Raw genomic sequence first — 25,092 nt, 5'->3', positions numbered from 1 at the left:
CGGCCATGAGCAAATAGCACAAGGCCGCGCCTTACGTTATAAGGCGCGGCCCGTTGTGACAAGGTCTTCAACGCAGACGGCTGGCTCAACTCAACTGAAAACGTCCCACCGTTTGTGCCAGTTGTGCCGCCTGATCTTCCAGCGAACTGGCGGCCGCAGACATCTGTTGCACCAGCGCGGCGTTCTGCTGGGTGGTGCCGTCCATTTCATTCACCGCGATGGTGACCTGGCTGATACCGCGCGCCTGCTCATCGGATGCCACCACGATCTCACCGATGATAGTCCGCACTGAATTCACTGCCTGGGTCATCTCCTGCATGGTCTTACCGGCGTCCTGCACCAGCTGAACACCGCTGCCGACACGCTGGCTCGACTCCTCAATCAGCGCCGCAATCTCTTTCACCGCGTTAGCACTGCGCTGCGCCAGATTACGCACTTCAGAAGCCACCACCGCGAAACCACGCCCCTGCTCACCGGCACGCGCCGCTTCCACCGCCGCATTCAATGCAAGGATGTTAGTCTGGAAAGCGATGCTGTTGATGATGGCAGTGATATCGCCAATCTTCTTCGCACTGTCATCGATCTGCGCCATGGTCTGTACCACTTCACCCACCAGCGATTCGCCACGACTGGCGATCTGCGTGGCGTTTTCCGTCAACGCCGTCGCCTGATGCGCATTAGTGGCGTTGTGTTTCACTGTGGCGGTGATTTGCTCCATGCTGGCGGCGGTTTGTTCCAGTGCCGCCGCCTGTTCTTCCGTGCGCGAGGCCAGATTGAGGTTACCGCTGGCAATTTCGCCTGCGCCCTGACGAACGGAGGAGCTGGCGTCCTGAATTTGCCCAACAATCTCACGCAGCTGGTTTTGCATAGTATGCAGCGCATAGAACAGGCTGCTGTTATCGCGCCCTTTCAGTGTGATGACGTTATCCAGCTTGCCGTCCGCCACCGCCAACGCAATGGTCGCGGCTTCCAGCGGCTCGCCACCGATCGGTTTCAATACTTTGCGGCTGAATAACAGCCCCAGCAGGGCGCAGACCACCAGAATGCTAATGATCATCAGGATCACGGCGTTGACCAGTTGACGATGCGCGGCCGCCATCACTTTGCTCACCGGCGCGACCACCCCGAGATACCATTTCTGATCGCTATTACCGATCACCACCGGCTGCCAGGTGACCAATGCATCTTCACCCAGTAATGCGTCATGCTGTTCCATGACGTCTGAACTGTAGTGATGGGTATCGCCTTTCCACGCTTTGCTGGTTTGGTTTTTATCCGGGTAAGACACTACATTCCCCGCACTGGACAGCAGCATGGCGTAGCCCACGCCATCCCAGGGTTTGATTTTATTCACTTTCTCCTGCAGCGAGGCCAGTGAAATATCTGAAGTCACAACACCCCACAATTTCCCCTGGCTGAGAATCGGCGCCGCCACGGACGTCAGCAGTGTGGGAACACCGTTGTAGGCATAGCTGTAGGGTTCAATTAGTGTGTCTTTTTGACTTTTCTGCGGTAGCAGGTAGTAGTCACCCTGGCCCGGTGTAAAGATCGAGGTTAGCGGGTGCATCTTGAAATTGCCCGACTGATCGCGATCGACGAAGAAGGCATAACGCCCCTTCGGTGCAGCACCTGGCTGGGTGGCGAACTCGGCGTCGCGGCCATCGAAGGCGTTTTCTTCAAAGACCACTGAAATCGACAGGTAGTCAGGGTTATCGCGCAGTGCCGACTCCATGACTTTATCGGCGACTTTACGATCCTGAATCCCTGCGGCTGGCAGCGCTATCAGACTGTGGCCGAGGTTATGCGCCACGTCTCGCGCATAGCTCAGCTCCTGCTGGATTTGCAGTGCCTGGGTTTGTGCAATCTGCTGCAGATAGTTTTCGGCCAGTGACTTTTGCTCGTTGCTGGACTGCCAGCTCAACACGCCGATGGTGACGGCAAAGCCGAGGGTGATGGTTAAGGCGCCCGTCAGCAGCATCTGCGTGCGGGTGCTCATTGTTTTCTTTGATGCGTGTTTGGCCATTATGGCGCTCCTGGAGTTGACACTTTTTCGGTTAAAAAATGAACCACTCCCTGTGCACCTACATCCCTCTGTAGAGACTATCGGCGCGCGGCGCAGGAACTTGATGGATGAGCAGGTCGGAGGAGAACTGAATGAGGTGTTGTGTTGCGCGGGCGCCCCTCAGGCCGCCCACCGGTGCATCAAAGTGCACCTTTGCGTCATGAATATTTGAGCAACGACCGGCGTCGTTATTTAAAGCTGTCGCTTGCGGCTTTGGCGATGGCGATTTCATTCGGGTTAGTAGAACCGCTGACGCCCACCGCACCAATGGTGTTGTTCTGCCACACCACCGGTGAGCCGCCGCCGAGCGGAATGACGCCCGGTAAGGTCGCGATAGCCGGTTCTTTACCGTTGGCGCGATCCATATATTTGTCTGTTGGCGTGCGATACAACGCAGCCGCACGGCCTTTCAAAATGGAGGAATCGATGCAGCCAACGGGGGCATTGTCCATACGGTTAAACGCCAGCAGCTGGCCTGACTGATCCAACACGGCAATACAGACGTTGGCGTTCAGCGCGTGCGCTTTTTCCTGCGCGGCCGCGATCAGCTTCTGCGCATCGCCCTGGGAAAGAATGGTTTGCGTCAGGGTGGCATGCGCGGCAGCAGAACCGAACAGCGCGGCGCTCAACAGCGCAAGGGATAAAGCCTTTTTCATTGAAGTTACTCCTTAAAGGGTCATACCGTTTTGAATGCGGGCGACGTCAACGCCGCCCGTAAAAGTTATTTCCGGCGGCGCAGGAAAAGGATCAATGCCATCACGATCACCAGCAGCGCAACGACGCCACCGATGATGCTTAACGCATGCGCGTATCGCACCAGCCAGCTGCCGCTTTCGCCTTTCAGCGTTTGCTCAACATCAGCTGGCGTAATCGCATGCTGCGGGTTGCCGAAGTTGGTAGAGACGTAGTCCGCCACTTTGGCCAGTTCGGCCTGACTAAACTGCGTGCGAAATTCCGGCATAAAGGCGTGATCGTTGCCAGTCTGTCGGTCCACGCCTTCCGCAATCGTCATGATCAGGTTGGCGGGATCGTCTGACAGCACCGCTGAAGATCCCACCAGCGAGGGATAGAAACGCTGAGCATCGTGGGTTCCGCGCCCGTCACTGGCGTGGCAGGTGGCACAGGCACCGTTGTACAGTTGCGCCCCGCTCATCGCATCGCCGGAGACATAATCGGCGATCTCATTTTTCATGCCGGTTTCAATGGCTGACAGCGGTGTAGGCTGTGGCGCCACCGACGGGGCTTTACGATCCGCGCCGCCAATCGCAGGCACCTGCTTCAGGTAATGCGCCATTGCCTCCAGATCGCTCTGCTGCATTTTCGAGAACGAGTTCTGCACCGCGGTGCCCATCTCACCCGCGGCAATCGCTTTACCGTGCAGCGCGCCGGTGCGCAGATAGGTGACAATTTCCGCATCGCTCCAGTCACCGATGCCCGCCTGTGCATCTGGCGTGATTTTCGGTGCCGTCCAGCTGCCAACCTTGCCGCCCGACAGGAAGCGATCGCCCTGTTCCGCCATCATGCCGTTACGTGGGGTATGGCAGGTGGAGCAGTGCGCCAGCGTGCGCACCAAATACTCGCCGCGTTCTGCACTGCCTGCGGCCGCATCGCTGCCTGGCACTGCCGAGCTATCCAGGAACAGTAGATTCCACATCGCCATCACCGGTCGGAAAGAGAACGGGAACGGCAGATCGGTTTCAGGCGCTGGATGATCGTCGGCTGGCACACCGAGCATCAGATAGGAATAAAGTGCGTGGATATCCTCATCTGAAAGTCCGGCAAATGAGGTATAAGGCATCGCCGGATAGAGGTAATGATTGCCCGGTGCTTTGCCTTTGCGCATCACCGCAGTGAAATCCGCCAGGCTATAGTTGCCAATCCCCGCGGTCTTCGACGGCGTAATGTTGGAGCCGTAAATCATCCCCATCGGTGACTGAATCGCGTAACCGCCCGAGAAAGGTTTGCCACTGTGCGGATCGCGATGGCAGGCCGAGCAGTCACCGGCGGTGGCCAGATATTCCCCTCGTTTGACCAGATCCGGCGAAGCATCCTGTGCCTGCACGGCACCGGCCAGCAACAGGCTTGCCGCAGCCAGATGTCTGAAATGTTTGCGCATGATCAGATCTCCCTCGCGATGGTATCGGCCATACGCAACGCCAGCGCGATCCCCGTCAACGTTGGGTTCACCGTGGCAGAGGTCGGCATCACGCCGGTGGTGGCGAGGAACAAATTGGGATGGTCCCAGCTACGACAATGCGCATCGACCACCGAATCACGCGGATTATCCCCCATGATGGTGGTGCCCATGATGTGATACTGATTACGCCAGCCGGTCGGGGCTTCAATCACTTCACCGTTAAAGGCCTGCAGGAAGTTAGCGAAATCCTTGTACGCCTGCGGGCGCATACCGCGCACGTAATCATCAAGATGGTAATTGACGTTGAGCATCGGCAGGCCAATTGAATCTTTGCGATCGTAATTTGGCGTCACGCGGTTGGTCGGACTTGGCAGCGTTTCACTCATGGTACTGATGTTCATGATGCGCGAGGCGCGGTCGCGAATCGCATCATCCAGCGCTTGCCCCATCATGCCTTGCTTCAGCAACGGCACAGTGACATCAACGTTGGGCACCAGGTTACGCAGTGAATAACGGATCGCCGAGTGCTGTGCGCGACTGGCTTCATCGCGGCGATTGGCGATAGTACCGTGCTGCACTGAACCGCGCCCGGTCCACAGCGGTTCGTCAGCGAGGAAAGTGAGGCTCAAACCGGTATGATCCATCAGGTTACGACCGACCTGATCGGAACTGTTGGCCACTTCATTCATCAGCAGCAGCTTCGGCGTTTCCAGCCCGTGAGCAGCGATGATGAAAGTTTTGGCGGTGAGGCGCGTGTCTTTGCCATCAGGCTGGCGATAATGCAGCGCGACGATCTTGTTGCCTGCGCCTTTCTCCAGCTTCCAGGCCACACATTCGGTGCGCAACTGCACACCCAGCGCCACCGCTTTATCGACGTGCATATCGCCGGAGTACATCGCGCCAATCGGGCAGATCGGTTCGCAGTTGTTGTTACCCGCGCAAGCCGGACGGCCATCATAGGGACGTGATACGCGGGCGTGCGGCTCATGGATCACCTGATAACCCATCGGGCCCAGCTTTGATTGCATGCGCTGCACCATATACGGCTTGGCTTCCGGCGGCAGCGGATATTCCGCTGAACGTGGCGGATAGTGACCGCGCCCTTGCCCGCTTTGGTCCTCATTGGCGGTGCCGACGACGCCGACTTCACGCTCGGCTTTGACATACCAGGGCTCCAGCTCGCTGTATTCAAACGGCCAGTCGCGGCCAACGCCGTACACGCTTTTCAGCTTGAAGTCGTTGGGTAACAAGCGCCAGCAGGCGGATGCCCAATGACGCGTACTGCCACCGGCCACGCGTAAGTAGCTGGTGACGTATTCGAAATCGTCATCCCCTTTGGCATCGATATAGCCTTCGGTGTAAGAGTTGGGTGCCCATGGCAGATTCGGATATGGCGTGCACCAGTTACGTTTACTGGCGCCGTTTCGGTAGTTTTCCACCACTTTCCAGCGTGGAATATAAGGCCCTGCTTCCAGCATAATCACCGATTTGCCCGCTTTCGCCAGCTGATAAGCGGCGTTGGCGCCCAGCGCACCGGAGCCGACGATCACCACGTCGGCATCAAATTCACTCATGATGTACCTGCTCGATTCTTGTTATAGGGTATTGTGCTGCGCCAGCATCGCCTCGGCTTCCACGAGGGTTTTGGCTTTGCCCTGCACCATCAGTAACCAGGGTGCATCAGGCTGCTTAATCTGCTTTGCGGCGAGGGGCGATTGATCGCCCCATTCGCGGATCAAGGTGGACATCGGTGGCGCTGTGACGCCCGGAGGCACTTCAGCCCAGTAATCACCGCCCGCTCTGGCATAACTTGGGCGAATGGTGTGATCACGCGTGGGCTCATACATCAGCGCCGACAGGAAGGTCACGAAGTGCGCGCCATCCACCGCTTTGGTCGTAGACGGATGACCGGTATAGCCGAGATACCACGGCGAAATAATCGTTAGCGCGGTCTTCACGTCCGCGTCATCGAGTTGCGCGACGATCTGCTCACGATCTTCGCTTTTCAACGCATTGAGACGCGTCATCAGGCGCGCTAACTGAGCCGGGAACCCTGCATCCTGTTCACACAGCAGCGTCCATAACCGTTCAGAAATGCCGATATCGAGGCCACGGCGTCCGGTTAGCAGTTCACTGGCGCGCAACAGCAGCGCTTGTGAGGCATCAGCAGGTGCGGCCAACAGGGGTTGCAACGGGATTGAAACGATGACCGGTGTGGCCATCATCAGTTGTAAAAAACGTCTTCTTTCCATGGCTAACCTGCTTTCAACGCCGACAGCGCGCCCTGCGCCGCTTCCGCATCCACGTTGCCATCTGGCGTGCTGACACCAATGGCGCCCACAACCACACCGTTCACTTTCACTGGCTCACCGCCAGGCAGCGGCACCACCACAGGGTTACCCAGCATGCCGACATTACCGGCAGCGATTTTCTGCTGGAAGCTGGACGTCGGCACGCCAAAGGCGGCGGCTGAGTGCGCTTTCTTCGGCGCGAGTTCGCTGTTGGCCAGTGTGGCACCATCCAGACGCTCATAAGCGATCAGCTGACCAAAAGGATCGACCACCGCAATCGCGCCGCCGATGTGATGGTTGCCAATAATCTGCTCAGCTTTCTCCACCAGCTGTTGCGCCTGGTGATGGGTTAATACGGCGACCTGGTTAACGGGTTCGGCGGCCTGGCTCGCGGCACAGAAAAGTCCACCGCACAGCAGCACTGTCGGGAGTTTTTTCATGGGTTTTATCCTGAATAATTAAAGGGTTAGGTGAAAATCTTAATGGCGTGCTAGACGTTGCTGAATCAGATGATCGAGGCTCCATTTACCGCCGCCGTTCAGACACAGCATCAGGAAACCGGCAGCGCAGGAGATATTTTTTAACCACACCATCAGGTGTGCGTGGCTATATCCCTGATAGAACAGGAATCCGGCCAGAACCGAGAACACCGCCATAAAAATGGCCGTGAATCGCGTCAGAAAACCAAAGGCAATGGCCAGACCGCCCCCCACTTCCAGCAGGATCACCAGCGGCAGGAAAAAGGCGGGAACACCGTTGTTAGCCATGGTTTGCAGGTTGTCTGCGTAGTGGGTGATTTTGTCGAGACCCGAAGCGAAGAACAGACCCACCGCCATGACGCGGCCGAGCACAGCGAAGAGATCTTTTGAGTGAGACATGATGTAACCGTTCTATTATGTAGTTGTTAATGAACCAAACGGTACACTCTATAACTTTAGTTACATTTATCATTTCGTGCGGCTAAAAAACGCGCAATGCATGAGTTGTGCAACTTTGCGGCGCACTTTGCTCAAAACAACGACGATAAAATAACTGAGGGGCGTCAGGGTACTGAGGGAGGTTTTTGAAGTGGATCACACTATTTATGCGGTCTTTAGCCTGCTGATATACGGCCGCTGCGCTCCGCTAACTCTACGTTTTTAACGATTTTTTAAGTAAAAATCCTAAAGCGTATAGCAGAACACTATCCCAGCAATATGCGATCTGTTTGTTAACAAAATTCCAACGTTATGGCGTGTGACGTTTCAACTTCCGTCTGAGGGCATTATTCCTGCCAGGAATGAATTAATAACCTTCGTAGAATATTTTTTATCGGTTGTCGATGCCAGGATGACGTAAACCCTATCGGAGAACCGACATGACTTATCGCTTTCTCGTGACCACTACCAGCCTCGGCCAGGGCGGCCGTGAACTGCTCGCTGAAGCAGGCTGTGTGGTCGATTATCTGGATGACGCCAATGACGTTGCGGAAGTTGAACAGCGTATGAGCAGCGTGGCGTATGACGCGGTGATCTCGCGCACCGTTGAATTGAACGCGAAAGCCATCAACGCTTGTCCAACGCTGAAAATCATCTGCAAACACGGCGTGGGCGTCACCAATATTGATGTGGTTGCCGCTACCGAACGTGGCATTCCGGTGCTGACCACGCCCGCCACCAATGCGCAATCTGTTGCCGAACTGACGCTGGCGCTGATGCTGAACTGCGCGCGCCGTCTGCCCTATTTTCAGCAGGAAGTCGCCGCCGGGCGCTGGACCCGCAGCGGTGATGGCGAAGAACTACATGGCAAAACCCTGGGTCTGGTCGGCTTTGGCGAAATCGGCCGCCGCGTGGCGCGCTTCGCGAGAGTGATTGGGATGCAGGTCGCATTTTTCGATCCCGCTGCTCCGGCTGATGGTGACTTCGAAGGCGCGCAACGCTGTGATTCACTCGACGATTTACTGCCACTGGCAGATGTGCTGAGTCTGCACTGTCCGGTCACGCCCAAAACCCGTTTGATGATCAACGCGCAACGCCTGGCAAAGTTGCCTGCTCACGCCACGCTGATCAACACCGCACGCGGTGAATTGATTGATGAAGACGCGCTGGCTGCCGCATTACAAAGCGGGCAACTGCGTGCCGCAGCGCTGGACACGGTGACCATTGAGCCGCTGGCTGCCGATCATCCCTTCCGCGCGCTCAGCAACCTGATCGTAACCCCGCATATTGGCGGTTCCACCCCGCAGGCATTGGATGCCGTCGCACAGAGCGCAGCACGTCAGTGTCTCGCTTTTCTTGATAACCAACAGATCAACCCATCCGCCTGCGTTAATCCGCAGGTGTTAAACCGGAGTTAACTTATGACCATCCATAAAGACTGGCCGATTGGCTATTTCATCGGTGAGCGCGGCGCACAGATTGATGCGGGCGTGATTGATGCCTTCCGTGCCTTGCCGGTGCCGAACATTGGCGACTCCATGGGGCGCAGTGTTGGTGCGCTTGGCTTACAGGCGTATCACAACGATGCCAACCTGGTGCTGTGCGGCCCGGCGATCACCGTGAAGGTGCGTCCTGGCGATAATCTGATGATCCACAAAGCCATCGAGATGGCGCAGCCGGGCGATGTGATTGTGGTCGATGGCTCGGGCGATCTGACTCAGGCGCTGATCGGTGGCTTGATGCGCACCTCTGCCGTCACCAAAAAGATTGCCGGTTTTGTGATTGATGGCGCCGTGCGCGACCTGAATGAATGGGCAGAAGGCGGTATTGCCTGCTGGGCACGGGGTAACACCCTGCGCGGCCCTTCTAAAGAAGGCCCTGGTGAAGTGAACACCACGGTGCACTGTGCAGGACTGGTGGTTTCACCGGGCGATTTGATCGTCGCCGATGCCGACGGCGTGATTGCAATCCCGCAGGATGAGCTGAGTGTGCTGCTGCCTCGCGTACAGCAACATGCCCAGCGTGAGGAGAAGATCCGCGCCAGCAACGTGGCAGGCAACAACGACCCTGAGCGCTTCAACGCGATTCTGCGTGCGAAAGGCTGCCCAGTTTAACGTTAACACCCTGAATCACCTGTGTTATCGGGTATGGCCATCCGGCCAGCCCTTAACAAACCATTATAAAAACAACGGAGTACCCTACCGTGCTGAAAAAAATTTCGCTGAGCGAGTCGATCCCCCCGCCGATGACCTGGCGTGACAACTTCACACCAGAAGAAGGCAAAGCATTTGGTGCGCAACTCTCTGCGCGTCTGGAACGCTTACCTGCCGCCCGCCCGCTGTGGCTGATTATTTTTGCACTGGCGTTGGGGGGATGGTTTGAAGTGTATGACGTGTTCCTGACCGCCTATATCGGTCCCGGTATGGTGCGTGAGGGGATTTTTTCCCACGGCAGCCATAACTTTTTTGATCCCCATAGCCTGGGGGCGTTTGTCGCGGCGATGTTCCTCGGGGTTTTCCTCGGCACCTTGTTGATTGCCAATCTGGCCGACCGCATCGGACGCAAAAAGGTGTTTATCATCGCGCTACTGGTTTACGCGATCGCCAGTGGCATCATGGCGTTTCAGCACCATCCGTTTTCCATTGTGTTCTGGCGCATTGTGTCGGGGATTGGCGTTGGCGCCGAGCTGGTCACCATTGATGCCTATGTCTCCGAATTCATTCCGGCGCGTCTGCGCGGCAGATCTTATGCCTTCGTGCAGGCCATCCAGTACACCTCGATTCCGACCATCGCTTTCCTTTCATGGCAGCTGGTCCCCCAGGAAATTCTCGGCCTGAGCGGCTGGCGTTGGGTGGTGTTGTTTGGCTGTATCGGCGCGGTGCTGGTGTGGATCCTGCGCATGGGCTTACCCGAAAGCCCGCGCTGGCTGGTTGAGCAAGGCCGTTACAAAGAAGCGGAAGACGTAGTACGCAGACTCGAAGCGCGCGTGGCTAAATCCACCGGCGCGGCGCTGCCTGCCATTGATAACCATTTGTTGCAGCCCATTGAATCTAAACCGGCAGTGATAAATGAGATGTGGCGTCCGCCTTACCGCCGTCGCACCCTCATGCTGCTGGTATTCAACTTCTTTCAGTCGATTGGCTATTACGGTTTTGCCAGTTGGATCCCGACACTGCTGGCAGCAAAAGGTGTGACGTTCACCCACAGCTTGCTCTATTCCTTCCTGATTGCTTTTGCCAGCCCATTGGGGCCGCTGGTGGCAATGACCTTTGCCGATCGCATTGAGCGTAAGTGGCTGGTGAGTGGATCCGCGCTGGCCATTGCCCTCGTCGGCACGGTATTTTCCTGGCAGTCGCAACCGGTGATGCTGGTGACGTTGGGACTGCTGCTGTCGCTGGCCAGCACCTGTATGACTTTCTCTTACCGCGCCTATCAGGCGGAATTGTTCCCGACGCGCTTCCGTGCCAAAGCGATTGGTTTGGTCTATTCGGTGAGCCGTATCAGCGGCATGTTGTCAGGCTTTACCATTGCCTGGGTGCTGAGTGAGATGGGGGTCAGTTCAGTGTTTGCCGTGATTTCCGGCGCGATGGCGATTGTGGTGTTTACCATTGGTGTGTTTGGTCCACGCACGCTGAATCGCCGCCTGGAAGAGGTGAACCCCTGAGGGCGTGATGACCAAAGGGATGTGATGACAATGTGTTTATGACGGGATTAGGCCGCAGCCTAATCCCGTTTTCAATGGTGGTTATTTCTGTTCAGGCAGCGCGTATGCCAGCACATAATCGCCCACCGGCGTCTCCATAAAGTGATGCCCTGCCGCGACAATCACCAGATACTCACGTCCATTTTGCGTGTAGATCATGGGGTTGGCCTGGCCTCCTGCAGGCAGTTCCGTGCTCCACACTTCCTTACCGGTTTTCATGTCGATGGCGCGGATTAAGTCATCGGTGACTGCCGCGACAAAGATCAGGCCGCTGGATGTCACCACAGAGCCGCCATTATTCGGCGTACCAATGTTAATTGGCAATCCGGTTGGCAGACCAAACGGGCCATTGCGACGTGCGGTGCCCAGTGGACGATCCCAGATAGTGCGGCCATCACGCAGGTCAATGGCGCGGATGCCACCATATGGCGGCTCTTTACACAGCATGCCGGTGTACGGCAAGCGCCAACCCGCATTCACGTTCACCGCGTAAGGCACGCCGATTTGTGGATCGCCTGCCCCTTCCGCATGACCGGTATCGTGTGGGTTATACGGGATTTCATCGCGGGGTTTCCAGCCCATCGCATCGGCTTTCGCACGCGGCACCAGAATGTTGTAGTTCGGCATATCGTTGTAAATAGCGAATAAGGCTGGTTGAGGCAGGGGCAAACACCCATATCCTATCCCGAACAATTTTTGTCTGCGTATTTCCGCGACAAAATCCTGCTGTTTTTGATCTGGCGCAAGATCGCTATCTCACCATCCTGTCAGCTTATTCCTTACAGGGCGCATGACGCCAAATAACAAGAGGAATGCATCATGACAGGTAAATTAGGCTTAACAGGATTGCTATTGGTATGGCTGGTGTATGTGGCGTGGATGGTGAGTTACTACTCTGGAACATTTTCACTTTTCACCCATTGATTCGCTCTCCATCATTGCTACAACCAAAGTTACTTCATTCTCACTGATGGCTGCGCTCAGGCCGCCATCAGGCACTTAACTCCTTTTCCACTGCCGCGAAAATTTCAGCCTGAAATCGCCACACATATAGCCTTCTCATAGGGCTCAAATTCGCATGTTCACTGGCGTTTGAGCCGATTAAATCGTATCATTCAGCTCAACAACCGAGCCGAATAATCTCTTTTATGGCTCAAAGCATGAGCCTAATAGCATCCCCTTTTGGCTCATAGGCAAATGAGATGAGGCAAATTATGTGGATATGGCAGCAACCTGAGTGGCCAAATTTTCACTGGCAAGAGGAAAAACTCCTGCCACGATTGCGCTATCTCCAGCAGCAGCGCGGTATTTTGCTGGGCCGGGCAAGCATATCCGATAACACCGATACGCAAACGTTGAATACTTTGCTCACCAACATCCTGTCTTCCTCCGCCATTGAAGATGAGCGTGTTAACGCCGAATCGGTAAGATCTTCCCTTGCGCGGCGATTAGGTGTCTCGCTGGAGCAGCCCTATCCCGTTTCCGAACGATCTGAAGGACTGGCCACTATGATGATGGATGCCATCACTCAGCGCGATACGCCACTCACGTTTGAGCGGCTGTGTCTGTGGCATCAGTGGCTTTTCCCGTCGAGTGAATGGACGATTAAGCGTTTAAACGTAGGCGGTTTGCGCGGTGAAGAACCGATGCAGGTGGTGTCCGGACGCATCGATCGTCCAACTGTCCATTTTGAAGCGCCACCGCGTGATGGGCTTGAACGGCAGCTTGATCAGTTTATTCGCTGGTTTAATCACAGCCATGACGAGGTTCAGCTCGATCCGCTGCTGCGCGCCGCCATTTGCCATTTGTGGTTTGTCACGCTACATCCCTTTGATGATGGCAACGGCCGTATTACGCGTGCGCTGACGGATTTGGCGCTGGCACAAGCAGACAGCCAAAGCATCCGGTTATATGCCATGTCGTCATCAATTCTGACCCGTCGCACGGATTATTATCGGATTTTGCAAGAGACACAGCGTGGCGATTTGGACATCACTGCCTGGATGCTGTGGTTCCTCGATGTGCTTAATGACAGTCTGGAAGAGGCGCTGGCATCGGTCACGCGGATACAGAACAAAGCGAAATTCTGGCTGATTCATCACAATGCCCAATTGAACGCTGAGCAAAATCGCGTATTGAATCGCTTGCTCGATGGCGGAGAACAAGGGTTTGAAGACGGCATCAGCGCCAGCCAATATCAAAAAGTGGCAAAGGTCAGTAAAGCCACGGCGACGCGCCATTTGACGGAATTACTGGAGAAAGGTTGTCTGGAGAAATTACCGGGCGGTGGGCGTAGTACGCGTTATCAGATCAAGCTGTAGAGTGTAGTGAGGCAACAGGAGCGACATTCTCGCCGCTCCCAGTTCTCAGCTCCCAGCTCTCAGCTCTCAGCTCTCAGCAAAGTATCAGGCAGCTTTAACCGCGCGCACTTTCTTTTCGGGTTTACCGGTGTCTGCTTCGGCAGAAGCTTCAGATTCCGCAGAGGGTTCAGATTCGACAGAAGCCTCAGTCTCGACTTCGGCTGTCGCATCTTCTTTTACCGCATCCGGTAATTTGCTGTTACGCAGGATATGCTGCACCGCATCCTTCTGCTCAGCCAGTAACATGCCTAACGCTTCAGCCTGTGCTTCACCCAGCTCAGGCTGATGCTGCTGCAGCCAGTCGGTGAAGGCGTCCGCCATATCGAGCATTTTGTCCCAGGCATCCGCGTCTTTTTTATTGGCAAACGTCATTTTTTCTTCACCCTTTCTGACAACAACATATTTGGTTTCGACTGCCATGATGCACCTCGGTTAACTGTATTTATATACAGTATATTCTAAGCAAACTTTTTTGAGCAAACGTTTTCTGCTCATTAAGCCAGTAATTCTTCCAGAAACGTCGCCAGCGCTTTGCGCGGATCGTCCTCTTCTGAAACGATCATTTCGATGCCCCACTGCCCCAGCACCTCTTTGGCCACCGGATTATTGCGGTTGGTAAACAGGTAGGATTTCGGCCGTGCGGTAGCCAATCCCGTGCGGCCCCACATCTTGGTCAGCCGGTAGAATAACAGACGAATGTTAAAGTCACTGATGCTGTACCCGACAAACAACACCGAGTTGCCCATCACGTCATGCGTCAGTTTGATATCCAGCGGCGAATCGAAATAGAGGCGTTCGAAGTAGCTGCTCTCATCCAGCACGATGGACGTATCATCGTCAAAATCACCATGAAGTTTAATGATATGACGCTTGTCTTCGGTCAATGACACCAAATCCGCCGCATTCGCCACTTTGCTGTACGGCACATTGTGAGCTTCGTGCGCCATCTCCAGCCAGCGATCGTAATTGGTGGTATAGATGCGTGAGAAGTTACCTTGGGTGATCATGGTGTGAATTTCAGAGCTGCGTACGTCAATATCCGGGCGATGCCACTCACGATCCATCCAGCTGCGTAACGGACCGAGCGAACCTTTGCGCTGCTTGTAGTACTCCGCCAGCGAAAGATGTGTGCCATAAGTATTAAAGATCTTCGGATCGTAACCCAGTTCTTTGGCCAGATGCGCAATCAGCTCATGCCACTCCGGCAAACCCAGATTGCGTGAAATACCCGCGCCCGCAAACAGGATCAGTTTGCCTGCATCGTAGGCGCGTTTGAGTTCCGGTTTCATGCCAGTCCCCGTGATGTTTTTAGAAAGGTGGCGAAACGATCCAGTGCCAGGCGGCGCATGGATATTTCGTTTTTGAATTCACCCATTTCGGCGAAGGTCTGCGAATGGCCTTCTGGAATGAATACGCAGTCCCACTGAAACTCGCGCGGTCCTGCCGGTGCCGGTGCGATGGTGCCGCGAAGTTCACCCTCAAACTGGTACATTTTACGGCCATCGCAATAGCCCAGCACGGTTTTGGCGGTGACGCTTGGGGTGTCCAGCCCGCTGACCAGTTTGGTGAAGCGCTCAGCGTTCAGTCGGCTCCAGAAAATGCGCGTCAATCCGGCAGGCAATCCATTCAGCCCATCCAGATACAGGCCGGTGTGCTCAACAAACAGTGGACGCCCAATGATGGAAAAGGCTTTGGTGAGTTTGTCACGTACCAGTTCAACTTCATTTTCTGTTTGTATCTCTTCGATGCGGCGGGCAATGGGAATGACTTCGACGCCGACCGGCTCCAGGATGGTGCGCACTTCAGCCAGCTTGAGTTCATTTGCAGATAGGAAACGAATTTTCATTGCAACCCGTTGTTTTAATGGGGTGTGACCATAAATGATTGTCAAGCTGAAGGTTGTCCAGCTCAGGTGATTGCGCCTTAATATCAGGATGAACTTAAGCGGCGCTCACGTTTCATTCTAACGTGCAGATTTGTCCCTGGATAGGAACAATGTTAATGTTCAGAAAATGCTTTGGCTCAGTTGACGACGTTGACTACAACCGGCCTGAAACATGAAATCGACTCATGACGGGATATCCCAAGCTATCATAATCACCTGATAAGAATGCCTTAATAGATGCCACGCCAGACACCAACGGAGTTAAGGATTAATGGGGAAATCAACGAAACAATCTGTTCGTTCTGCCTCAAATACCCTAATCAACTTTTAAACCATGATGACATAAAAATTGAGAATAGCTCATGATCTCTTATTTCAATTCTAAATATTGTATGGTTCGCAACCTCCCTTTCCTGTTTAAAGGTGATAGCCTGGAAAAGAAACTCCGCTTAACCTTACTTATTGCAGGGACATCCAGTATTATTGCCGGGCTCTGGATGGGATTATTAAATTTTTTAAATGGTCATTATGATGTCACTTGCTTGTACAGCATGAGTACAGCTTTGGGTGTATATATTACTAGTGCAGCCTTTTGTTCTGGGTTAAGGCGTAATTTATATATCATTGTACACGCATTGCTTATCGTCATCATCGCGTTGCTATTAATTGATAATTATCACGCAACTGGGAAATATTCAGAATATAATTATTTAATTGCTTTAACGATTGGTTCTGCTTTAGTGCTACGCCAGCAGAACAATTATCTCAGTAAAATCTTTCCGATAATTTGCCTGGTTATTTATCTATTTTTCATCATGACGGGATTGACGTGGCACGATAACGCTTTTCAATTGAATATTCCAAAAGAAAAAGGCTTTTATCTTGTGAATTGTGGTGTCCCCATCGTCGCATTGCTGCTTACCGCCTTTACTTGCTGCGGTGATTATTCTGAAACCGATTTGATTAAACGCGAACTCTCAAGCGCCATTGAAAACAATGAGCTTGAACTATACTACCAGCCACAGGTTGATGTTGATAAAACACTGGTTGGCTTCGAGGCGTTACTGCGCTGGAAGCACCCTGTGAAAGGTTTTATTTCACCTGAGGTCTTTATCCCCATCGCAGAGAAAAGCGGATCGATCATAGAGATTGGAAGATGGGTGATGGAACGCGCACTGCAGCAGATGTCGGATTGGCAACGTGTTCACAATATTAGCAATTTGATGTTCTCCATTAATATAAGCCCATTACAATTGATGCATCGTGATTTTACTCAGGACACACTGTTAACACTTTCGCACCACAGAATCAGTCCGGAAAGATTAAAATTTGAAATCACGGAAACCACTTTTATTTATGATCAGAAACGCATTGGTTCGGTGATTTCGCACTTTAGTCATTTGGGCATTAAGTGGGCAATTGATGATTTTGGTGTGGGCTACTCATCGCTTAAATCGCTCAGTGATTTCGCGATTGATGATATCAAGATCGACAAATCGCTTATCATGCATATTTTTGACAACGAATCTGCCGGGATTGTGGTACATAAAACCATTGAACTGGCGCGTGAAATGGGATTGAACGTTCTGGCTGAAGGGATCGAAAGCGAAGAGTATTTCGACTACCTGCGCGACAAAGGGTGTAATCTGTTTCAGGGGTATCACTTTGCCCGTCCACTCCCTGCGGGAGAGGCTGCGCTTTGGATCCGTAAAGCCACCACTTAAGAGACTTTTGCAATGGCGGCAGCTGAGCCGCCATTATGTACAGGATTAAAGTATCACTTCGGCGATATCACGGATATCAGGCATTTACAAAAAAATTATTGATAAACAATCCCAGGCGGATTGACCTGTGACGCCTCCACGCCCTCCTCCTGTTCTCCCCAGCGTGCCAGCACTTGTTGGTACTGTCCGCTGGTTATCGCTCCATTGATCGCCTGCTGTAATGCCACATCCAGCCCATTACCTTTTTTAGTCGTCACTGCCACCCAGGCGCGGAACGGACCGTGACCGACGATTTTGGTTTGACCGCGTGACGCCACTTTCCATGCCGCCATGGCTTGTGGGCCAAATGAAGCATCGGCGCGCCCGGAGAGCAACGCCAGCGTCGCTGAGGCATCATCATTGAGATATATCGGCTGAACCGGAGCCAACCCCTGTGCACGGTTTTTCGCATCCCAACTCAGCAAAATTTTCTCCTGGTTGGTACCGGAACCGACAATGATGCGTTTACCCGCCACGTCCTCGCGCCCTTTGATCGCCGTGATTGCACTGTCCGTTTTCACGGCGAACGCATGGTTATCCGCGCGGTAAGTCGCGAAATCGAACTTCTGTTTCCGTTCTTCCGTCACCGCGATATTAAACATCGCCACATCATAACGTCCGGCGGTGAGGCCCAATGGCCAGTCTTCCCAGGCGGCAGGCACCAGCTTGAGTTTCAACCCCAAACTGTCGGCCAGCAGCCGGGCGAAATCAGGGTCGCTACCAATCAGCGTTTTATTGTCTGATGCCCACAAGCCTATTGGCGGGGAATTGGATGCGGAAGTGGCGACCGTCAAATATCCCGGCGCCACAAAATGAAATCCAGCCGGAATTTTGGCGATGGCTTGCGGGTTAGCCGGAATGTGGATTGGCGTTTCGTTGTTTTTTGCATCCAGCGTTGCTGCGGCATACAGTGGCGAGCTTAACAACCATGCGGCCAGCGCACTGACTATCACTCTCTCCATTACAGCACCCGCGCCAAAAATCGTTTCGTACGCTCATGACGCGGTTGGTTCAACACCTGGTGCGTACTGCCTTGTTCGACGATACGGCCATCAACCATAAACACCACCTGATCCGCCACTTCGCGCGCAAAACCAATCTCGTGCGTGACAATCACAAGGGTGGTGCCGGAGCGTGCCAGCTTCTTAATCACGTCCAGCACCTCACCCACCAACTCAGGATCGAGCGCCGAGGTCGGTTCATCAAACAGCATCACGCGTGGATTCAGCATCAACGCACGTGCAATCGCGATGCGCTGCTGCTGGCCACCTGACAGATGGCGCGGCCAGGCATCAGCTTTATGGCGCAATCCCACGATATCCAGCAATTCTCCCGCCCTTTCAATCGCCTCGCGTCGTGACAATTGACGATGGGCAATCGGTGCTTCAATCAGGTTGTCTAAAACCGTCAGATGGGGAAATAAATTGAAGTTCTGAAACACGTAACCGACGTTGATGCGCTGGCGCAAAATCGCCTTCTCTTTCAACTCATACAACTTGTCACCACGACGTTGATAACCGATGTAATCGCCGTCGATTTGAATAAACCCTTCATCCACGCGTTCCAGATGATTAATGGTGCGCAGTAGCGTGGATTTCCCTGATCCTGACGGGCCAAGAATCACCGTCACCGAGCCGGGCTCCAGCTCCAGTGAGACGTCATCCAGCGCTTTGTGTTTACCAAATGACTTACTGACGCCGGTAATGCTGATGGCACCGGTAGTGTGCAGATTGCGATAATCAATGGCTTCGGACATGAGAAAGCTCCTCATTGGCGGTAGCAGAGCGATTGCGCCATTGACGCCAGCGCGACGGTTGCGGTTCACGCGTCACGCTGCGGGCCAGCCAACGTTCAACGCTGTACTGCAGCAGTGACAATACGGTGGTGATAATCAGATACCAGGCCGCACCCACCATTAACAGCGGGATCACCTGTTGCGTGCGGTTGTAGATCATCTGGATGGTATAAAACAGTTCCGGCATCGCCAGCACGTACACCATGGAAGTCCCTTTGGCGAGGCTGATGATTTCGTTAAAGGTGGTGGGAATAATGGCGCGCAATGCCTGCGGCAGAATGATGCGGAAGGTACGACGGGACGAGGACAATCCCAGCGCCGACGCTGCCTCAAACTGACCGTGATCGACACCCAAAAATCCGCCGCGAATAATCTCCGCACTGTAGGCGCTCTGCACCAGCGTCAATCCAATCACCGCTGCCGGGAACTGCCCCAGCACATTGATGGTCTGGAAATGGCCCCACGACAGTGCCGTGAAAGGTACGCCGAGCGACAGCGTGTCGTACAGGTAGGAGAAGTTATAGAGAATAATCAGCACCACAATCAGCGGCAGCGAGCGAAATAGCCAGATGTAACCAAACGCCAGCGTGCTCAATAACCATGATGAAGAGAGCCGCGCCAGCGCCAGCAGGCCACCAAAAATCAAACTCAGCACCGTGCCAAACAACGTCAGTAACAGCGTTTGCCCCAGCCCTGTGAGAATCACCGGATCAAAGAACCAGCGGGCAAACACACGCCATTCCCAACGAGGATTAAAGGCCACCGAATCAATCACGCTGGCGAGAATAAACAGTGCGACAATCGCCCCGATGATCCTTCCTGGATAGCGTGCGGGCACCACGGTTAAATGTTTTTCCTGACTCATCTCAACTCCTTAGCTGGCCTGCGCCACGCTGTGCACATCGATCACCTTGAGGAAGCGTAAACGTCCGTCATGAGGTGGCTGACTGTAGATTTCCATATCTTCGAGTAGCGCAAACTGCGGCTGATAACCGTGGCCGATATACAGCTGAACGGCTTCCGGCTGGCGAAATCCGGTGGTCAGGAACACGCGCTGATAACCGGCACGCAACGCACGCCGTTCAAGCTCCTGCAAAATCAGCAGCGCCAATCCCTGACGGCGCAGATCGCTACGCGTCCAGATGCGTTTAAATTCCGCGGTCACCTCGTCATAAGGTTTATAGGCGCCCATGGCGATGATCTCGCCGTCACGCTCCAGCACGATAAACAGCCCACGCGGCGGCAAGTACCACTCGGTTAATTCCACCTCGTTGGAGCTTTTGAAGAAATCACCGTAACGTGCCGCATACTCGCCAAACAGACCGGTGATAATCGGCTGCAACTCAGCGGCCTCAGGATGCACTTCGCGGAAAAATTGCTGGCTCATGCAGCCTCCTTAGTCGCCAAGACCGGCCGGGTTGATTTCAGAGCGATCCAGACGCTCCACGCCTTCACCCCAACGGTTCAGCACCTTGTCGTAATCACCGTTTTTGATCACGCCGTTGAGCGCGGTGTTAATCGGTTGTACCAGACCGTTGTCTTTTTTCACCGTCACCGCAATGTGTGCGGCTTTCGGCCAACCCCCATCCACGCTGCCCACCAGTTTGGTCTGATGAGTTAACGCGGCTTTCCACGCGCCAATCACATTCGGACCGAAATAGGCATCGGCGCGACCGGACTGCAGCGCCAGCGTTTGCGCAGCATCATCTTTGGTGTAAACCGGGGTGAAAGGCTTTACTCCTTTCGCCTGATTCTCTTTGTCCCACGCCAGCAGGATCGCTTCCTGGTTGGTGCCGGAACCCACAATGATGCGCAGCCCGGCGATGTCTTCGGCTTTGTTCAGGGACTTAATCTGGCTGCTGGATTTCACGTAGAAACCCAGAGAATCTTTGCGATAGGTGGCGAAATCGAAGCGCTCTTTACGCTCTTTGGTCACGGTGACATTGGTAATCGCCGCGTCATATTTGCCGGAAGCCACGCCCAGCGGCCAGTCTTCCCACGAGGTCGGTACCACATTGAGTTTCAATCCCAGGCTGTCGGCCACCAGACGGGCGATATCCACTTCGCTGCCGAGCAGGGTTTTGTTGTCATCACTAAATACGGTTAATGGCGGGGAGTTCAGTGCGGCCACCGCCACGGTAAATGAGCCTGGCACGGCAAACTTATGTCCGGCCGGAATTTGCGCCACCGCAGCGGGATTTTCCGCAGTGTTCACTGGTGTTTTATTGGCTTCGATGCTGATCTGCTGACCGTTCACCGCCACGTCTTCAGCCAAAGCCGCACTGCTTAAACTCAGCAACATCAGCGCAATAAGGGATTTTTTCTGCATAGCGTGTTTTCTCTTTAATTTATTGTTGTGTGAACTGATTAACCGGGTCTTTCAGACCGAAGCTGGCACGCAGCGTGGTGCCAGGATATTCGCTGCGGGTCAGGCCGCGCGCTTGCAGGAGGGGGATGACGCGATCGACAAAGCGTTCGAAAGTATCCGGCGTGCCGCCCTGAATAATGAAGCCATCGGTGGCCTCGGTTTCAAACCACAGCTGTAATCCATCCGCCACCTCTTCTGGCGTGCCAAAGAACAGCGGACGCGGCGTGGCCGCTTCCAGTGCGGCCTGACGCAGTGTGTGACCGTGCGCTTGCGCCCTACGTTTGATTTCATCGGTGGTGCTGCGGAAGCTGTTCTGGCCGATATCGCCAATATCCGGGAAAGGCTCATCAAGCGGGTATTGCGAGAAGTCGTGGTGATCGAAGAAGCGACCGAGGTAGTTCAATGCATCTTTGATGGAAACCAGTGCGGCGGTAGTTTGGTACTGACGCTCAACGTCTTCGGCATCATCGCCAACGATTACGCCAACGCCCTGGAAGATATGCAGATCCTGCGGCTCACGTCCGTTCGCCACCAGCTGCTTTTTCACATCTTTATAGAAAGCTTGCGCCTCTTCGCGCGTCGGCTGATGGGTGAAAATGGCATCGGCGTGGCGCGCTGCAAGTTTCTTCCCATCCTCTGACGCACCGGCCTGAAACACGATCGGGCGTCCCTGCGGCGTGCGTTCGATGTTCAGTGGCCCCTGCACCTGGAAGAAATCACCGTGGTGATTAAGGGTATGAAGTTTGGCGGCATCGAAGAACTGACCGCTCTCTTTGTTCCGCACAAAAGCATCGCTTTCCCACGAATCCCACAGCCCTTTCACCACCTGCAAATACTCATCGGCGATGCGATAGCGCAGCGCGTGCTCCGGGTGCTGCTGGCGCGAAAAGTTTTTCGCCGATCCTTCCAAAGGCGAGGTCACCACGTTCCAGCCTGCACGCCCGCCGCTAAGGTGATCGAGGCTGGCAAACTGACGCGCGACGGTGAAAGGTTCGCTGTAAGAGGTGGAGACCGTGCCGACCAATCCTAAATGCTCAGTCACCCCCGCCAGCGCCGACAGCAGCGTCAGCGGTTCGAAGCGATTGAGAAAATGGGGAATGGATTTTTCATTGATAAACAAACCATCGGCGACAAACAGAAAATCCAGCTTGCCAGCTTCCGCCTTGCGCGCGATGTGTTTTGCATAGTCAAAATTGATGCTGGCATTAGCCTGCGCCGCCGGATGACGCCAGGCGGACATATTGCCGGATGCGCCATGCAGAATGGTGCCGAGTCGCAGTTGTCTTGCAGTCATAGTGTTCTCTCTTTTCCATGGCATAGCCTGACGGCGACGGTTTCGTCGCCATACAAAGCGGAGGATATTGGGTTAAATGGGCTAACTCAGAATTGCGTCACGACATCGTGCATTGAGATGCTGCAAGGCCTGCTGCGCCAGTTGGGTGAAATAGTGCGCGGCAGGCGCGATCAGTGCTTCATCGGGGTTGAAACCGCCGTGATGCAGACCAAATTCACTGGCGCTGCCAATGCTGACAAACGCGCCAGGGATCTGTTGTAAGTAATACGCAAAATCTTCGCCGCCGAGGTGCAGTTCTGCGGTTTGCACCCGATACCCCACCTGCTGAGCAATCTCACTGGCAAACTGCGCCCAGCGTGCATCGTTTTCTAACACCGGCGGACCTGGATGCCAGCTGAAGGTCGCGGTCGCACCGTTTGCCACAGCAATCTGCTCGACAATCTGACGCGCGCGTTGTTCCAGCTGCGCCCGCACCTGCTTGTCATGGGTGCGCACAGTGCCGCCAAACTCAGCTTCTCTTGGTAAAGTGTTGCCAGATTGACCGGCATCGATGCGCGTCACGCTCAACACCAGGCTATCAAGAGTGTTAAAACTGCGGCTGGTGAGTGATTGCAGAGCCTGAATGATCTGACTGGCCACCAGGATGGCATCGACGCCTTGTTCAGGGCTGGCGACGCGCACCACAAACTTGTCGGCATTGGCATAAAACGCCCCGCCGCGCGTAGCGAAAGCACCCGTCGGTAAGCCGGGTTCGTTGTGCATACCAAAGACCGCCTGCACATCTTGCAACACGCCAGCATGGATAAACTTGAGCGCCCCAGTGGCATTTTCTTCGGCTGGCTGGAACAGAATACGGATGCGTCCCGGCAGTTGATCTCCCAGCGCATGCAGTTGCAGTGCCGCGCCCAGCATCACCGCGCTGTGCACGTCATGGCCGCAGGCGTGCATCACACCCGCATTACGCGAACGGTATGGGAGGCCGGTGGCTTCATGAATCGGCAGGGCGTCAATATCAGCTCGCAACGCGATCAGCGTTTCACCCTGACCCACTTCAACCACCAGACCGGTTTCCAGCGGATAATCGAGCAACCGCAAGCCAGCGTCCTGTAGCCAGCGGCGCAAACGCGCCGTGGTTTCCACTTCATATCCAGACAGCTCAGGCCAGCTGTGCAGCTCGCGTCGCCAGTCAATCAGTTGCTGTTCGCTTGTGTGAGTCATGGTTATCTCCGAATTACGCCGCAACCAGTCGATGCGTTGCCAGCAGTTCGAGAGATTTCACTCGCGCCTGCTCCTCAGCAATCGGGGTATCAATCACGAACTCCTCAATGCCGAAATTCTGATGCAAGGCGTCCAGTTTGGCGTGCACCTGCGCAGCGGTGCCTTTCAGCAACGATGGCGTGCGCGGCTCAATGACATAATCGTTATAACCGCCCTGTCGCACGTAACGTTCAGCTTGCTCAACGCTGCCCACGTTGACACTCGGGCCATCTTTCACACTGACGTGATAGACGCGCAAATTATCCACCAGCAAATCAGCTTCAGCCGGTGAATCGGCGACCACCACTTGCACGGCCACCAGCGCCTGCTTGCCGTTGCTGTATTGGCGATAGCTGTTCAAAACCTGCTCCATCAACAGCGGGTCGCCGTTGTGATGTGCCGCAAACACCAGTTGCCAGCCCAGTTCTGCTGCCAGCCTGGCACTTTGCTCGCTGGCACCCAGCAGGAATCGGTTTGCCGGACGTGGCGGCTGCGGCGTGGCGCGCAGGATCTCTTCATCACCCACCGGCGGAACATCCAGCCAGCTATCCAGCAGTGAAAGCTGTTCAGCAAAGCTGCCCTTTTCATCCTGATGGATGCCCTGCTGTAAAGCGCGGGTGGAGAGCGGTAAACCGCCGGGCGCTTTACCCACACCGAGATCGATACGGCCTGGCGCGAGCGAGGCTAACAGATTGAAATTTTCGGCAACTTTGTAAGGACTGTAGTGTTGCAACATCACGCCACCAGAGCCGACGCGAATATGCTGCGTCTGGCCAATGATCCAGGCGATCAGCAATTCAGGAGAGGGGCTCGCCAGACGGTCAGTGTTGTGATGCTCTGCCAGCCAGAAGCGGTGATAGCCCCAGGCCTCAGCCTGCTGCGCCAGCTGTAATGTGCGATGCAAGGCATGCGACGCGCTCTCTCCATCGGCAATCGGCGATTTATCTAACAAGCTCAGTCGATATGACATACGCCAAATCCTTTTCCTCAATGATGATGGCGAGCAGTGTGTGATAGCGGCGGGTAATGGGTAAAACATATTATTGTCCTATGCATTTTTAATTAATGCATATCAGAGAGGTGCGGAATATTGATGGGTAAATAAATCATGTAAAACAGAGAGTTGCGCACCAATCAGCATTGCGAATAACGATTGATTATATGTAATAAACTAATCGGGAAAGGTTTGCACGATTGGATATAAGTCTGACGGAATACACTCTTCGTGATTATATTTAACGTCAGAACGCACCGGAATAA

The 25,092-nt window shown here is 54.4% G+C and carries 24 protein-coding genes; 5 read left to right on the top strand and 19 right to left on the bottom strand.

Going from position 1 to position 25,092, the window contains the following annotated elements:
- Positions 1-85: 85 nt before the first annotated feature.
- From FD737_RS21110 to FD737_RS21080, 7 genes are all read right to left on the bottom strand, one after another.
- On the bottom strand, positions 86-2,023 hold the full coding sequence (locus FD737_RS21110) for a methyl-accepting chemotaxis protein (RefSeq protein ID WP_160834502.1): 1,938 nt from the start codon (positions 2,021-2,023) through the stop codon (positions 86-88).
- A gap of 227 nt (positions 2,024-2,250) precedes the next feature.
- The gene (locus FD737_RS21105; protein WP_160834501.1) at positions 2,251-2,718 is read right to left on the bottom strand and encodes a heme-binding protein; all 468 of its coding nucleotides are present in this window, start codon (positions 2,716-2,718) and stop codon (positions 2,251-2,253) included.
- A gap of 65 nt (positions 2,719-2,783) precedes the next feature.
- On the bottom strand, positions 2,784-4,178 hold the full coding sequence (locus FD737_RS21100) for a cytochrome c (protein ID WP_160834500.1): 1,395 nt from the start codon (positions 4,176-4,178) through the stop codon (positions 2,784-2,786).
- 2 nt (positions 4,179-4,180) lie between these two features.
- Positions 4,181-5,773, bottom strand: a complete 1,593-nt coding sequence (locus FD737_RS21095; RefSeq protein ID WP_097117863.1) for a GMC family oxidoreductase — start codon at positions 5,771-5,773, stop codon at positions 4,181-4,183.
- Positions 5,774-5,794: 21 nt separating this feature from the next.
- The gene (locus FD737_RS21090) at positions 5,795-6,451 is read right to left on the bottom strand and encodes a sugar dehydrogenase complex small subunit (protein ID WP_160834499.1); all 657 of its coding nucleotides are present in this window, start codon (positions 6,449-6,451) and stop codon (positions 5,795-5,797) included.
- 2 nt (positions 6,452-6,453) lie between these two features.
- Positions 6,454-6,930 (bottom strand): heme-binding protein, encoded by a 477-nt coding sequence (locus FD737_RS21085; protein WP_160834498.1) that lies wholly within the window; start codon positions 6,928-6,930, stop codon positions 6,454-6,456.
- 39 nt (positions 6,931-6,969) lie between these two features.
- Positions 6,970-7,368, bottom strand: coding sequence for a DoxX family protein (locus FD737_RS21080; protein WP_058961083.1), 399 nt, complete (start codon positions 7,366-7,368; stop codon positions 6,970-6,972).
- A 479-nt stretch (positions 7,369-7,847) separates the two neighbouring features.
- Here FD737_RS21080 and FD737_RS21075 point away from each other — a divergent pair, with 479 nt between their 5' ends.
- The 3 genes from FD737_RS21075 to FD737_RS21065 all read left to right on the top strand — a co-directional run bounded on the left by FD737_RS21075 (position 7,848) and on the right by FD737_RS21065 (position 11,071).
- Positions 7,848-8,825, top strand: a complete 978-nt coding sequence (locus tag FD737_RS21075) for a hydroxyacid dehydrogenase (RefSeq protein WP_160834497.1) — start codon at positions 7,848-7,850, stop codon at positions 8,823-8,825.
- Positions 8,826-8,828: 3 nt separating this feature from the next.
- Entirely contained in the window at positions 8,829-9,521 is a 693-nt protein-coding gene (locus FD737_RS21070; protein WP_097117859.1) for an RraA family protein, read from the top strand.
- A gap of 89 nt (positions 9,522-9,610) precedes the next feature.
- Entirely contained in the window at positions 9,611-11,071 is a 1,461-nt protein-coding gene (locus FD737_RS21065) for an MFS transporter (RefSeq protein ID WP_160834496.1), read from the top strand.
- Positions 11,072-11,152: 81 nt separating this feature from the next.
- Here FD737_RS21065 and FD737_RS21060 read toward each other — a convergent pair whose 3' ends face one another.
- The gene (locus FD737_RS21060; protein WP_237448841.1) at positions 11,153-11,779 is read right to left on the bottom strand and encodes a PQQ-binding-like beta-propeller repeat protein; all 627 of its coding nucleotides are present in this window, start codon (positions 11,777-11,779) and stop codon (positions 11,153-11,155) included.
- Between the two features lie 545 nt (positions 11,780-12,324).
- On the opposite strand from FD737_RS21060, the gene FD737_RS21055 reads away from it, so the two are divergent.
- Positions 12,325-13,431: a Fic family protein gene (locus FD737_RS21055; protein ID WP_160834495.1), complete on the top strand. Its 1,107-nt coding sequence runs from the start codon at positions 12,325-12,327 to the stop codon at positions 13,429-13,431.
- Between the two features lie 84 nt (positions 13,432-13,515).
- Here FD737_RS21055 and FD737_RS21050 read toward each other — a convergent pair whose 3' ends face one another.
- The 3 genes from FD737_RS21050 to FD737_RS21040 all read right to left on the bottom strand — a co-directional run bounded on the left by FD737_RS21050 (position 13,516) and on the right by FD737_RS21040 (position 15,316).
- Positions 13,516-13,890 carry a YebG family protein gene (locus FD737_RS21050; RefSeq protein ID WP_160834494.1) on the bottom strand — a complete coding sequence of 125 codons (375 nt, stop codon included), beginning with the start codon at positions 13,888-13,890 and terminating at the stop codon, positions 13,516-13,518.
- Positions 13,891-13,964: 74 nt separating this feature from the next.
- A complete protein-coding gene (locus FD737_RS21045) occupies positions 13,965-14,759 on the bottom strand; it encodes an SIR2 family protein (protein ID WP_034829783.1) in 795 nt (264 codons plus the stop codon).
- Entirely contained in the window at positions 14,756-15,316 is a 561-nt protein-coding gene (locus FD737_RS21040) for a non-canonical purine NTP pyrophosphatase (RefSeq protein WP_097117855.1), read from the bottom strand. The genes FD737_RS21045 and FD737_RS21040 overlap by 4 nt, the downstream gene beginning before the upstream one ends.
- A 401-nt stretch (positions 15,317-15,717) precedes the next feature.
- Here FD737_RS21040 and FD737_RS21035 point away from each other — a divergent pair, with 401 nt between their 5' ends.
- Positions 15,718-17,079, top strand: a complete 1,362-nt coding sequence (locus FD737_RS21035) for a bifunctional diguanylate cyclase/phosphodiesterase (RefSeq protein WP_160834493.1) — start codon at positions 15,718-15,720, stop codon at positions 17,077-17,079.
- Positions 17,080-17,174: 95 nt separating this feature from the next.
- Here FD737_RS21035 and FD737_RS21030 read toward each other — a convergent pair whose 3' ends face one another.
- From FD737_RS21030 to FD737_RS20995, 8 genes are all read right to left on the bottom strand, one after another.
- On the bottom strand, positions 17,175-18,080 hold the full coding sequence (locus FD737_RS21030) for an ABC transporter substrate-binding protein (RefSeq protein ID WP_160834492.1): 906 nt from the start codon (positions 18,078-18,080) through the stop codon (positions 17,175-17,177).
- On the bottom strand, positions 18,080-18,874 hold the full coding sequence (locus tag FD737_RS21025; RefSeq protein ID WP_058962363.1) for an amino acid ABC transporter ATP-binding protein: 795 nt from the start codon (positions 18,872-18,874) through the stop codon (positions 18,080-18,082). Before FD737_RS21025 ends, FD737_RS21030 begins: the two co-directional genes overlap by 1 nt.
- On the bottom strand, positions 18,858-19,778 hold the full coding sequence (locus FD737_RS21020) for an amino acid ABC transporter permease (protein WP_160834491.1): 921 nt from the start codon (positions 19,776-19,778) through the stop codon (positions 18,858-18,860). Before FD737_RS21020 ends, FD737_RS21025 begins: the two co-directional genes overlap by 17 nt.
- Positions 19,779-19,787: 9 nt before the next feature.
- Positions 19,788-20,300, bottom strand: coding sequence for a GNAT family N-acetyltransferase (locus FD737_RS21015; protein WP_097117851.1), 513 nt, complete (start codon positions 20,298-20,300; stop codon positions 19,788-19,790).
- Between the two features lie 9 nt (positions 20,301-20,309).
- A complete protein-coding gene (locus FD737_RS21010; RefSeq protein WP_160834490.1) occupies positions 20,310-21,242 on the bottom strand; it encodes an ABC transporter substrate-binding protein in 933 nt (310 codons plus the stop codon).
- Between the two features lie 19 nt (positions 21,243-21,261).
- Positions 21,262-22,575 carry an LLM class flavin-dependent oxidoreductase gene (locus FD737_RS21005; RefSeq protein WP_160834489.1) on the bottom strand — a complete coding sequence of 438 codons (1,314 nt, stop codon included), beginning with the start codon at positions 22,573-22,575 and terminating at the stop codon, positions 21,262-21,264.
- Between the two features lie 81 nt (positions 22,576-22,656).
- Entirely contained in the window at positions 22,657-23,793 is a 1,137-nt protein-coding gene (locus tag FD737_RS21000) for an amidohydrolase (protein WP_160834488.1), read from the bottom strand.
- 13 nt (positions 23,794-23,806) lie between these two features.
- Entirely contained in the window at positions 23,807-24,802 is a 996-nt protein-coding gene (locus tag FD737_RS20995; protein ID WP_160834487.1) for an MsnO8 family LLM class oxidoreductase, read from the bottom strand.
- Positions 24,803-25,092: the final 290 nt, after the last annotated feature.

This window comes from Pantoea sp. Seng, from assembly GCF_009829935.1.
Taxonomy (GTDB): Bacteria; Pseudomonadota; Gammaproteobacteria; order Enterobacterales; family Enterobacteriaceae; genus Pantoea; species Pantoea communis.
Note: the sequence above shows the minus strand (reverse complement) of the source record. Positions and strands in the feature narration are given on the sequence as shown.

What these genes read in the sequence shown, in the direction of transcription:
- FD737_RS21080 (WP_058961083.1), bottom strand. Translation starts at nt 7,368, where the DNA reads ATGTCTCACTCAAAAGATCTCTTCGCTGTGCTCGGCCGCGTCATGGCG.
- FD737_RS21110 (WP_160834502.1), bottom strand. Translation starts at nt 2,023, where the DNA reads ATGGCCAAACACGCATCAAAGAAAACAATGAGCACCCGCACGCAGATG.
- FD737_RS21035 (WP_160834493.1), top strand. Translation starts at nt 15,718, where the DNA reads ATGATCTCTTATTTCAATTCTAAATATTGTATGGTTCGCAACCTCCCT.
- FD737_RS21050 (WP_160834494.1), bottom strand. Translation starts at nt 13,890, where the DNA reads ATGGCAGTCGAAACCAAATATGTTGTTGTCAGAAAGGGTGAAGAAAAA.
- FD737_RS21040 (WP_097117855.1), bottom strand. Translation starts at nt 15,316, where the DNA reads ATGAAAATTCGTTTCCTATCTGCAAATGAACTCAAGCTGGCTGAAGTG.
- FD737_RS21005 (WP_160834489.1), bottom strand. Translation starts at nt 22,575, where the DNA reads ATGACTGCAAGACAACTGCGACTCGGCACCATTCTGCATGGCGCATCC.
- FD737_RS21030 (WP_160834492.1), bottom strand. Translation starts at nt 18,080, where the DNA reads ATGGAGAGAGTGATAGTCAGTGCGCTGGCCGCATGGTTGTTAAGCTCG.
- FD737_RS21085 (WP_160834498.1), bottom strand. Translation starts at nt 6,930, where the DNA reads ATGAAAAAACTCCCGACAGTGCTGCTGTGCGGTGGACTTTTCTGTGCC.
- FD737_RS21075 (WP_160834497.1), top strand. Translation starts at nt 7,848, where the DNA reads ATGACTTATCGCTTTCTCGTGACCACTACCAGCCTCGGCCAGGGCGGC.
- FD737_RS21010 (WP_160834490.1), bottom strand. Translation starts at nt 21,242, where the DNA reads ATGCAGAAAAAATCCCTTATTGCGCTGATGTTGCTGAGTTTAAGCAGT.
- FD737_RS21045 (WP_034829783.1), bottom strand. Translation starts at nt 14,759, where the DNA reads ATGAAACCGGAACTCAAACGCGCCTACGATGCAGGCAAACTGATCCTG.
- FD737_RS21020 (WP_160834491.1), bottom strand. Translation starts at nt 19,778, where the DNA reads ATGAGTCAGGAAAAACATTTAACCGTGGTGCCCGCACGCTATCCAGGA.
- FD737_RS21055 (WP_160834495.1), top strand. Translation starts at nt 12,325, where the DNA reads ATGTGGATATGGCAGCAACCTGAGTGGCCAAATTTTCACTGGCAAGAG.
- FD737_RS21095 (WP_097117863.1), bottom strand. Translation starts at nt 5,773, where the DNA reads ATGAGTGAATTTGATGCCGACGTGGTGATCGTCGGCTCCGGTGCGCTG.
- FD737_RS21100 (WP_160834500.1), bottom strand. Translation starts at nt 4,178, where the DNA reads ATGCGCAAACATTTCAGACATCTGGCTGCGGCAAGCCTGTTGCTGGCC.
- FD737_RS21025 (WP_058962363.1), bottom strand. Translation starts at nt 18,874, where the DNA reads ATGTCCGAAGCCATTGATTATCGCAATCTGCACACTACCGGTGCCATC.
- FD737_RS21105 (WP_160834501.1), bottom strand. Translation starts at nt 2,718, where the DNA reads ATGAAAAAGGCTTTATCCCTTGCGCTGTTGAGCGCCGCGCTGTTCGGT.
- FD737_RS21000 (WP_160834488.1), bottom strand. Translation starts at nt 23,793, where the DNA reads ATGACTCACACAAGCGAACAGCAACTGATTGACTGGCGACGCGAGCTG.
- FD737_RS21070 (WP_097117859.1), top strand. Translation starts at nt 8,829, where the DNA reads ATGACCATCCATAAAGACTGGCCGATTGGCTATTTCATCGGTGAGCGC.
- FD737_RS21015 (WP_097117851.1), bottom strand. Translation starts at nt 20,300, where the DNA reads ATGAGCCAGCAATTTTTCCGCGAAGTGCATCCTGAGGCCGCTGAGTTG.
- FD737_RS20995 (WP_160834487.1), bottom strand. Translation starts at nt 24,802, where the DNA reads ATGTCATATCGACTGAGCTTGTTAGATAAATCGCCGATTGCCGATGGA.
- FD737_RS21090 (WP_160834499.1), bottom strand. Translation starts at nt 6,451, where the DNA reads ATGGAAAGAAGACGTTTTTTACAACTGATGATGGCCACACCGGTCATC.